Origin of the sequence: Mucilaginibacter flavus (assembly GCF_030409315.1) — a bacterium.
Classification (GTDB): domain Bacteria; phylum Bacteroidota; class Bacteroidia; order Sphingobacteriales; family Sphingobacteriaceae; genus Mucilaginibacter; species Mucilaginibacter flavus.
On sequence record NZ_JAUFPS010000070.1, the window covers coordinates 1 to 10,355 of the forward strand.

At 43.1% G+C, this 10,355-nt stretch carries 6 protein-coding genes; 5 read left to right on the forward strand and 1 reads right to left on the reverse strand.

Features of this window, described 5'->3' with window-relative positions; all coding sequences use genetic code 11:
• Window positions 1-156 precede the first annotated feature (156 nt).
• From QWZ17_RS23525 to QWZ17_RS23535, 3 genes are all read left to right on the forward strand, one after another.
• Window positions 157-924 (forward strand): SDR family NAD(P)-dependent oxidoreductase, encoded by a 768-nt coding sequence (locus QWZ17_RS23525; RefSeq protein ID WP_290307770.1) that lies wholly within the window; start codon window positions 157-159, stop codon window positions 922-924.
• Between the two features lie 6 nt (window positions 925-930).
• The gene (locus tag QWZ17_RS23530) at window positions 931-1,806 is read left to right on the forward strand and encodes an SMP-30/gluconolactonase/LRE family protein (protein WP_290307771.1); all 876 of its coding nucleotides are present in this window, start codon (window positions 931-933) and stop codon (window positions 1,804-1,806) included.
• A 351-nt stretch (window positions 1,807-2,157) separates the two neighbouring features.
• On the forward strand, window positions 2,158-3,456 hold the full coding sequence (locus QWZ17_RS23535; RefSeq protein ID WP_290307772.1) for an aminotransferase class V-fold PLP-dependent enzyme: 1,299 nt from the start codon (window positions 2,158-2,160) through the stop codon (window positions 3,454-3,456).
• A gap of 127 nt (window positions 3,457-3,583) precedes the next feature.
• On the opposite strand, the gene QWZ17_RS23540 is transcribed toward QWZ17_RS23535, so the two are convergent.
• Window positions 3,584-4,543 carry a quinone oxidoreductase family protein gene (locus QWZ17_RS23540; protein WP_290307773.1) on the reverse strand — a complete coding sequence of 320 codons (960 nt, stop codon included), beginning with the start codon at window positions 4,541-4,543 and terminating at the stop codon, window positions 3,584-3,586.
• Window positions 4,544-4,758: 215 nt separating this feature from the next.
• Here QWZ17_RS23540 and QWZ17_RS23545 point away from each other — a divergent pair, with 215 nt between their 5' ends.
• Together QWZ17_RS23545 and QWZ17_RS23550 are read left to right on the forward strand one after the other, a co-directional pair.
• Entirely contained in the window at window positions 4,759-5,649 is an 891-nt protein-coding gene (locus tag QWZ17_RS23545; RefSeq protein ID WP_290307774.1) for an AraC family transcriptional regulator, read from the forward strand.
• 320 nt (window positions 5,650-5,969) lie between these two features.
• Window positions 5,970-10,121, forward strand: a complete 4,152-nt coding sequence (locus tag QWZ17_RS23550) for a hybrid sensor histidine kinase/response regulator transcription factor (RefSeq protein WP_290307775.1) — start codon at window positions 5,970-5,972, stop codon at window positions 10,119-10,121.
• Window positions 10,122-10,355: the final 234 nt, after the last annotated feature.

A 10,355-nucleotide genomic window follows, 5' to 3' on the forward strand; every position in this document is an offset into this window, starting at 1 on the left:
AGCACAAAGGCTTGTTTGTAATGATATTAACAAATTGAAACAACTATTAAATTAGAATGCAACAGCCCTGCTCTCAAGAGGGGATTTTTTGGAGCAAGGATTTTTAGATAAAGGAGTAAGGACAAAAAGCTTTAAACATCAAAATATATTACATCGATGGGTTTTAAAGATAAAGTAGCTATAGTAACCGGCGCGGGGCAGGGCATAGGTTTCGAAATTTGCCGGATGCTTGCTGCCGAAGGGGCTTTCGTATTGCTAAACGATATGGATGCTGATCTGGCCGAAAAAGCGGCCATTGCCATCATTGGTGATCATGGTAATTGCAAAGCCATGCCCGGCGACTCGGGGGATATTGATTTTATCAATCATATTGTAAATACTGCCATCGAGTTGTATGGCCGGTTGGATATTGTAATTGCCAATGCCGGTATCACCCTGTATGGCGATTTTTTAACCTATTCGCCCGAAGCTTTTTTTAAGGTGATGCAGGTTAATTTGGGGGGATCATTCTTTTTAGCGCAGGCAGCGGCTAAACAAATGAAACTGCAGGGGCAGGGCGGGGCTTTATTGTTTACCTCATCGGTTGTTGGGCACCAGGCGCTTAAAAGCCTGGCGGCTTATGCCATGAGTAAGGCGGCATTGGAAATGTTGGCCAAAAACCTGGTTATTGAATTATCGCAATATAATATCACCGTAAATACTGTTGCGCCGGGAGCTACGTTAACCGAGCGCACCCAGGAGGAGAAAGATTACGAAAAAGTATGGTCGGCCATAACGCCGATGGGCAGGCCGGCTTATGTTACCGATATTGCCAATACTGCGCTGTTCCTGGTATCTGATAAAGCGCGGCACATTACCGGGCAAAGTTTAATTGTTGATGGCGGGTGGACCTCGGTAAGCACCCTTCCGCAGGGAATCAAATAAATATTTATGGTTAGCATTGCAGTTAAACATGCTTGCTTTTTAGGCGAAGGGCCGGTTTGGGATAGCAAAACCGGCTGGCTGTATTGGGTTGATATTTTGGCAGGTGATATCCACCGGTTTAAACCCGACACAGGTGAATTTAAAACAACCGAACTTAACCAGATGGTTGGCGCGGTAGCCTTATGCGCCAATGGCGATATTTTAGCTGCCCTGCAAAACGGGCTGACTATTATTGATCAACATACCGGGCAGTGGATTTGTATCAATCATCCCGAAAAACACCTGCTTCAAAACAGGTTCAATGATGGTAAATGCGATCCTGCCGGCAGGTTTTGGATTGGCACCATGGCCATAGACGAATCGCCCGGAGCAGGCAGCCTTTATATGCTGGGTGCAGATGGGGTATTAAGCTTAAAAATTAAGGGTACAACCATATCAAACGGAATGGCCTGGAGTGCCGATTACCAAACGTTTTATTACATTGATACACCCACTTTACAGGTTGTCGCTTACGATTTTAACATTATCGATGGTAGCATCAGTAATAAAAGAACGGTGATAACTATTGATGAAAAAGATGGCTATCCTGACGGGATGACCATTGACAGCGAAGGTATGCTATGGATAGCCCACTGGGGCGGTTGGCAGGTAACCCGCCGCAATCCGGCAACTGGTGAAACGCTGTTTAAGCTGCCCATGCCTGTGGCTAATGTAACTTCCTGCACCTTTGGCGGCGATAACCTTACCGACCTGTACATTACAACCGCTCAAAAAGGACTAAGCACTGATGAGCTTGCGCAGCAACCCGGCGCAGGGTATTTGTACGTTTGGAAAAACTGTGGGTATAAGGGTTTGCCGGCTTTTGAATATCAGGCTGATTAATAATAAAATGGTTAAAGGAGGCGCCTACGGAGCCAAATCGTTGATATTTGTTTTGCTATAAACACGGGGCTACGCTGTAGCCTCACAGCAGATTAAAAATAAGAGAAATCCGATTCGGCATCCTTGCTAAATCTACTTATTGAAAATTCTCGATGATAAGAAAACTGTTTAATGATTACACAAAATAAGGACCCCAGCGGAGTCACGTGTTTATAGCGAATCAAAATATGTTTTTTCTTTGGCTCCGTAGGTGCCTCCCATCTTCATCAACCTTTGCGTAATGCGATAAATAAATATGAATTGCAGATTGTACCTGTTTGTTTTTCAGCGGGTAAAGTGTTAAATTCGTTCATGACCAACAACCGACGCAGTTTTATTAAGCAAGCGGCCGTTTTAACCGGCGCTTTTTCGGCAACCAGTTTGTTTAACCAGGTACATGCGGAAGCCTGGAAATCGGCCGAAAAGAGGGTGGCTCACTTAACACCACAAGAGGTGGCTGCCGACGAAGACTTTTGGGCCGAAATTCAGCGCGCTTACACTGTCAGTCCCAATATTATCAACCTGAACAATGGCGGTGTATCACCATCGCCCCTGGTGGTGCAGCAGGCGGTTGAACGTTATAATCAGCTCACCAACGAAGGTCCATCATATTTCATGTGGCGCATACTTGATCAAGGGCGCGAACCTTTGCGTGAGAAGTTAGCTCTACTTGCTGGTGCCCAGCCAGAAGAAATTGCTATTAACCGCAATTCTACCGAGGCGCTTAATACGATCATATACGGTCTGCCGTTAAAAAGCGGCGACGAAGTAATAGGCGCTAAACTGGATTATCCGCACATGGTGCAAGCCTACCGCGCCCGGGCCACCCGCGAGGGGATTGTTTATAAACAGCTCACTTTTGATTTTCCGATTGAGAATGATGAGCAGATTGTAAAAGCCTATGAGGATGCCATCACCTCCAAAACAAAACTCATCCACGTTACCCATATTGTAAACTACGTAGGGCAAATAATGCCGGTGCGTAAAATTTGCGATATGGCTAAAAAGCACGGTATTGAAGTTATTGTGGATGGGGCGCATTCATTTGGTTTACTTGATTTTAAGATCCCCGATTTAAATTGCGATTATTTTGGCACCAGTTTGCATAAATTCCTTTCGGCACCTATTGGTAGCGGCATGATGTGGATTAAAAAGGAGAAAATTTCAAAAGTATTCCCGCTGCTCTGCGATGATAACCCACAAGGGGCTGATATCCGTAAGTTTGAAAACCTGGGCACCCGCAGCTTCCCCATTGAGCAGGGCATAGGTGAGGCGGTAAATTTCCAGCTGGCTATTGGCCCTAAACGCAAGGAAGAGCGCATCCGTTACCTTAAAAATTATTGGGCAAGTAAAGTACAGCACCTGCCCAAAGTAAAGCTGCATACCTCGCTAAAGCCCGAATATTCGTGCGCCATATGCGGGGTATCTGTTGATGGGATGACACCCGCCCAGTTAGACGCCGCTTTGTTTAATCAATACAAAATTCACCAGGTATCCATTGTATTTGAAAATGTGAGTTGTGTGCGCATAACCCCACATGTATACACTACTCTTGCCGACTTAGATAAATTGGTAAAGGCTATTACCGAGATAGCAGGGAAGGCTACATAAAAAACAATTGCTTTCCCCGTAGAGACGCATAATTGCGTCTCCAGCTATACAGAGCGAATTTGTTTGACCGATTTGCTTATTTGATTTGCATGTGGGAAACGCAAAATATTGTGTCTCTACAAAAACATTACGGTACCAGGATTATCTTCCCGTTACTTTTCCTGCTTTCCAGCAATATATGGGCCTGCGCGCCATCGGCGAGTTTAAATACAGTAGGGGGAGTAACGATGATGTCCTTATTGCCAATCCATTCAAATAATTGGTTAGCCCTTTTTATCCGTTCTTCTTTTGAGGTTAAGTAACTCCACAAATCGCCGCCGGTTAGGGTTTTGGAGGTATCCATCAACATCCGCGGATCAACAAAAGCGGGATCGCCGCCGGCCATGCCAAAAAATACAACCTGTCCGCAGGTTTTAGTAACTTCAAAACTATCTGTTAGTGTGCTGCCTATGCTATCGTAAACCACATCAACGCCATCTGCACAAAAATCAAAAAGTTCTTTTTTCCAGTCGTTTTGGTAAAGCAATACTTTATCAATGCCATTGTTTAGGGCAACCTGGGCTTTTTCGGCAGATGATGTTAAGCCAATAGTAGTAGCCCCCAAAAGTTTACTAATCTGCGTTAGCAACAAACCAACGCCGCCCGCGCAGGCGTGAATCAATACCGTCTCGCCCGGTTGAGTGTGATGACTATCCGTAGCCAGGTATTGAGCGGTGAGGCCCTGCAATAAAACGGACGCTGCTGTTTCAAAACGGATATCATCGCTCAATGGTATGGCATGATCAACCGGTACAGTCACCAATTCGGCATTGGCAAACGGAACATCGGCAAAGCCAATTCTATCGCCTGCCTTAAAACCGGCATTATTGTTGGCATCAACTACAACTCCCGCACCTTCATAGCCTGCGATAAAAGGCGGGGTACCTTTTAAGTGATAATTGCCTTTACGCCGATAAACATCGGCAAAGTTTAAGCCGATAGCTTTCATTTCAACCAAAAGTTCGCCGGGCTTTAATACGGGATTAGGGATATCTATATATTCAAGTACTTCGGGGCCACCAAAAGTTGAAAATGTTAAAGCTTTCATTTGCTGTTTATTTTATGGGGATGTAAAATTAATCAATCGCGCTAAATCAAACCGGCGTTGCTTATCACCCAAAGGTAAAATGCCGGGCTATCGGCTGTTAAATGCGGCGCTTAACATTTGTTATACTAACAGTAACATTTTTGGTATCGTAAAAAATGGTAATCGCATAGTTTTACGGCTCAAACCAATTATTTCTACTGTTAATCCTATTTTGAATGGAACAAATGTTAACTCATAACGTGATGCGTGAAGCTACGGCTTTAAACACCGAAGACTGTTTCGCCATATATTCAAGGCAGAAACAAAAGTTTGATTTTCCGCTACATTACCATAACGAATATGAGTTAAACCTGGTGATTAACGCCAAAGGAGCTAAACGGATTGTTGGCGATAGCATTGAGGTTATTGATGATATTGAACTTGTATTTATTGGCCCCAATTTGTACCACTCCTGGTTTACGCATCAATGCTCATCTGAAGCTATTCATGAGGTTACGGTACAGTTTCATAAAGATCTTTTTGATGAGAAGTTTTTGCAGCGTAACCAGGCATTTTTTATTAAAACGCTTTTTGATAATGCGCAGCGGGGCGTGGTGTTCTCGTACGAAACTACCCGCGATATTACCACCCGCATATTAAACCTTAATAATAAAGATGGTTTCAATTCGGTTTTGGAGCTGTTATCCATATTGCATACGCTATCTATCTCAAAAAACATGCGGATGTTATCTGATGCCGGTTTTGTGGGCGAAAAGCTACAATATGCAAGCCGACGGGTAGATAAGGTGTTTGAATACATGAAAACCAACTACAACAAACCGCTAACCCTTGCTGAAGTAGCCGATGTAGCCAATATGCCCGAAGCATCCTTTTGCCGGTTTTTAAAAAAACGGACTGGGAAATCGTTTATTGAAAGCCTTAATGAAATAAGGCTGGGGAATGCCTCACGGATGCTGATCAACACCACTCACTCCATTGCCGAGATTGCTTACGTATCGGGCTTTAATAATATATCCAATTTTAACAGGGTTTTTAAGCGTCATAAACTTTGTGTACCTAAGGAGTTTAGGCGGGCATATACGCGGCAGGAAAGGGTTTATGGGTGAGTGAAAGAGTCCTCATCACGAGTATTAAAATCGGGGACCGTGAAAGTGAAAATGAGGTAAAAACTACCCTCTAAACTCTGTCATTCTGAGGAACGAAGAATCTTCTTCGCTGTAAAAGTTTGCAATAAGCAGGGCGAAGAAGATCCTTCGTTCCTCAGGATGACAAACATTTTTTACAAAGCGCAACATAAAAACACCCCTACCAATTTTGTTAATAATTAATTTTTTTATTAGTGTGTTTTTAACGGTTATTACGTAGTTTTATAATCTTATAAGCCCAGATACAAGTTTTCCCTTTCTATTGCCGGTAATAACCCGTTATGAATTTTAAATTCTATATATTTTTTGTACTGCTTTTATGTACGCGAGTTTTGCTGCACGCTCAAAACGAGCCCTATAAGTTTTCGCACCTGGATATTACCAACGGCCTGTCAGACAATCACGTTAACAATATTTTTAAGGATGAAAAGGGGTTTATATGGGTGGCCACCAATTCGGGCTTAAACCGGTACGATGGCTATAAATTCAAGGTTTTTAAGCACGATGTAAAAGACCCAAACTCCCTTACCGAAAACTTTATCTCCAATATTAATGAAGGACCGGGCAAAAAACTTTGGATTTTTACGCACAGCGATATCAATATCTACAATTCGGCCAGGGAAAACTTTTCTGGCAGTTTAGTTGCCGAACTAAAAAAATATAAGGTACTAACCACTCAAATCCGGTCGATAAGAAAGGATAAGGATGGTAATTACTGGTTTACCACTGTAAATAAAGGCCTGTATAAATACACCCCGGCCGATAGTTCAACCACATTTTACAGTATAGCCGCATCTTCAAACCCAGCTTTGCATACCAATAATGTAATGGATGTTGTTGCTACCCGCAATAACGCGGTGTGGCTAATTTATAACGATGGTATTATTGAAGAACTGGATATCAAGGTTAATAAAATTACCAGGCGGTTTGATGGTGTGGTAAAAGTTAACGCCTTTAAACCAAAAACTTATAACCTGGCGGTTGATAACAAGGATAATTTATGGATCTATTCTTCGGCGGGGCCTATAGGTACGTATTGCTACAACACGCAAACCAACGCGCTAACTCACTACAGTAAAGATACCCCCGTTGGCAGGTTAAGCGCCAACATCATCATCAGCATTATACAGGCCGATGATGGTAAAATATGGATAGGTACAGATCACGGGGGCGTTAACGTGCTTGATCCTGCTACCAATAAAGTTACCTACATTGTTAACAAAGAAGATAATCCGCAATCGATAAGCGGTAACAGCGTAAACCTTTTTAAGGATAATAATGGCATCATCTGGGCCGGTACGTTTAAACAGGGAGTAAATTATTACCATAAGGCGCTTATTCAATTCCAGGTTTACAGGCACTTGCTTACAGATAACAGCAGTTTACCTTTTGACGATATTAATGCCTTTGCCGAGGATAAGGATGGCAGCCTGTGGATTGGCACCAATGGCGGCGGGTTAATTAACTATAACCGCCAGACAAAAAAATATACCCAGTTTAAGCACGATGCTAATAATCCTAACAGCCTCTCGAACGACATTATCATTGGTCTGTATATGGACGCCGATCATAAGCTTTGGATAGGAACTTACTTTGGTGGTTTGGAATGTTTTGTCGATGGTAAATTTACGCATTACCGGCACAACGATAAAGATGCCACCACCCTAAGCGACGATAGGGTGTACACCATTGTTGAAGATAACGCCCATAACCTTTGGGTCGGCACTTTTGCCGGTGGTCTTAACGTGCTCAACCGTAAAACCAATACGTTTAAGCACCCCAATTACCCAATGGTATCTGATTATACCGCCATTTTGTTTAAAGATAAAGACGGCAATATTTGGATAGGGCGCGATAAGGGTGTTGATTTTATCAATCTGAAAACCAATAAGGTAAAGCATTATTATTATCAGCCCAATAACCCCAACAGCCTTGCCGGCAGCGATGTAAATATTGTTACACAGGATAGCCGTGGCCTGATGTGGATAGGCACCAAAAGCGGCCTGAGTATTTTAGACGCGCAAAAAAATAAATTTTTAAAAATAGACGATTCCGTTAACTGGTCGGTTAATAATGTTTCCAATATTTTGGAAGATAAGCAGGGGATGATGTGGGTAAGCACCACCAATGGCTTATCAAGTGTGAAGCTTACCGGCGGTGGCGATAACTACAAATTCCAGGTAAATAATTATAACGAATCCGACGGATTGCAGGCGCGCGATTTTAACCTGTACGCGGCCTTATTATTTAGAGATGGTAAAATGGTATTTGGCGGCGCGCATGGTTTTAACCTGTTTGATCCGGCAACTATCACAACGGTTAAGCCTGATCCAAACCTGGTTTTTACCGATTTTAGGCTGTTTAATAAAAGTGTATCGGCTGGTGATACTGTAAAAGGAAAGGTTGTTTTAGAAAAATCCATCTCCGAAACCACGGCCCTCACGCTAAACCATAACGAAAACGTATTTGAAATAGAGTTTGCTACCTGTGAGTATTTTTATCCTAACAAAATTAAATACCAGTACATGCTGGAGGGTTTTGATAAGGGATGGATCACTTTCCCGGCTAACAGCCACAGCGCAACCTATACCAACCTTGATGGTGGCGACTATACCTTTAAAGTACGTGCGCTAAACACCGATAAAGTGCTTGCCCTGAAAATTACGGTAATGCCTCCTTTTTGGAAAACTCCTGCGGCCTATGCCGAGTACCTGTTTTTATTGGTTTCGTTAATATTGTACGTGCGCCACCGGGGCATTCGCAAACTGGAACGCCAGTTTGACGCTAAACAAACCGAAATTGAAGCTGAACGGAAACTGACCAACGAGCGGGAAGAAGCCCAGCGTATGCACCAGTTGGATTTAATGAAGATTAAATTTTTTGTGAACATCAGCCATGAGTTCAGAACGCCGCTGTCGCTTATACTTTCACCTATTGATGATCTCATCAAAATTACCGATAAACCAGCCCAGCAGCATCACCTTACCATGATTAAGCGTAACAGCAAGCGCCTGCTTAACCTGGTGAATCAGCTGGTTGATTTCAGGAAGATGGAGTATAACGAGTTGAAGCTCTCTTTAAATAAGGGCGACATTATCCAGTTTATTAAAGATGTTTCATCCTCATTTACCGATGTAGCGCATCAAAAGCAAATTGAATTTCTGTTTGAAAGCGAAATCAACTCATTCACAACCAAATTTGATCACGATAAAATAGAACGCATCCTGTTCAACCTGCTCTCCAACGCGTTTAAGTTTACCTCTGCCGGCGGCACCATCAGTGTAATATTGAGTGTGCCGGAAGACGATACTTTGCCCGACGATCAAAAAATGCTGGAGATAAGGGTGATAGATACCGGTATAGGCATTACCAAAGAGAACCAGGAAATGATATTTGAGCGCTTTTTTCAGGACGATATTCCCGAAAGTTTGCTTAACCAGGGTAGCGGTATAGGCTTATCTATCACCAAAGAGTTTGTGAAAATGCACGGTGGCAGTATCAAACTGGAAAGCGAACCCGATTATGGCAGCTGTTTCATTATCAGTTTACCGGTTGGCGGCAAAATTGAAAAAACGGATGCGCAGGGTAAGCAGGACAAATCGGCTAAGCAAATCCTTAAAAATACTGAAGGCATCCACGGATCAACCAAAAAAAGTACTGTTTTATTGATTGAGGATGATGACGACCTGAGATTTTACCTCAAAGAGAACCTGAAAAATACTTTTCATATTATTGAAGCTTCCAACGGTAAGGAAGGTTGGCAAAAAGCCCTGTCGCTACATCCAAAATTGATAGTAAGCGATGTAACCATGCCCGAAATGGACGGTCTGGAACTTTCCCGGAAAATAAAAGGCGATAGCCGTACCGCCCAGATTCCTATTATTTTGTTAACGGCGGTCACCGGAGAAGAAGATCAGTTGGCAGGTTTGGAATGCGGGGCTAATGACTATATCATTAAGCCTTTCAATTTCGAAATTTTGCTATCTAAAATCCATAACCTGCTAACCATGCAGCAAACCTTTAAGGAAACTTACCAAAAACAGGTAGAGATCCAGTCGCAGGATGTTGCGGTAGTATCTGAGGACGAGAAGTTTTTAAAGAATGCCCTCGATTTTATTGAGCAGAATATTACCAAATCTAATTTCTCAGTAGAAGAATTAAGCCGCCACCTGGCTTTAAGCAGAGTATCCCTTTACCGTAAGTTGCTAACGCTTACAGGCAAAACCCCTGTTGATTGTATCCGCACCATTCGTTTAAAACGTGCGGTGCAGTTATTAGAGAAAAGTAAGTTAAGTATTGCCAACGTGGCCTACGAAGTTGGTTTTAACAACGCCGCTTATTTTGCCAAAGTATTCCGTGAGGAGTATGGCATGTTACCTTCAGAATATATCGCCGAACTGCGCAATAAGGAGCAGGAAGATGTGCTGGCGTAGGTAGGTATTTTCAAGACGGCAATAACAATTAAAAAGCGAGGGCCTGCGCGAATCCCCTCTTGAGAGGGGCGGAGTGGTGTGTTATGCAAGCGAAGAGGAACGGGGGAGAACACACCCCTGCTAATGCTCGAATCCGACGCGCCCCCTCTCAAGCTACTGTGTGTACACAAGTTGCGAAAAAGTTGGACTTTTGTTTGATGAACGAACCAATTAATTCCAACCCTGATTTTGAGG

Coding starts and splice junctions, on each gene's coding strand:
- QWZ17_RS23540 (WP_290307773.1), bottom strand. CDS start 4,543: ATGAAAGCTTTAACATTTTCAACTTTTGGTGGCCCCGAAGTACTTGAA.
- QWZ17_RS23530 (WP_290307771.1), top strand. CDS start 931: ATGGTTAGCATTGCAGTTAAACATGCTTGCTTTTTAGGCGAAGGGCCG.
- QWZ17_RS23535 (WP_290307772.1), top strand. CDS start 2,158: ATGACCAACAACCGACGCAGTTTTATTAAGCAAGCGGCCGTTTTAACC.
- QWZ17_RS23550 (WP_290307775.1), top strand. CDS start 5,970: ATGAATTTTAAATTCTATATATTTTTTGTACTGCTTTTATGTACGCGA.
- QWZ17_RS23545 (WP_290307774.1), top strand. CDS start 4,759: ATGGAACAAATGTTAACTCATAACGTGATGCGTGAAGCTACGGCTTTA.
- QWZ17_RS23525 (WP_290307770.1), top strand. CDS start 157: ATGGGTTTTAAAGATAAAGTAGCTATAGTAACCGGCGCGGGGCAGGGC.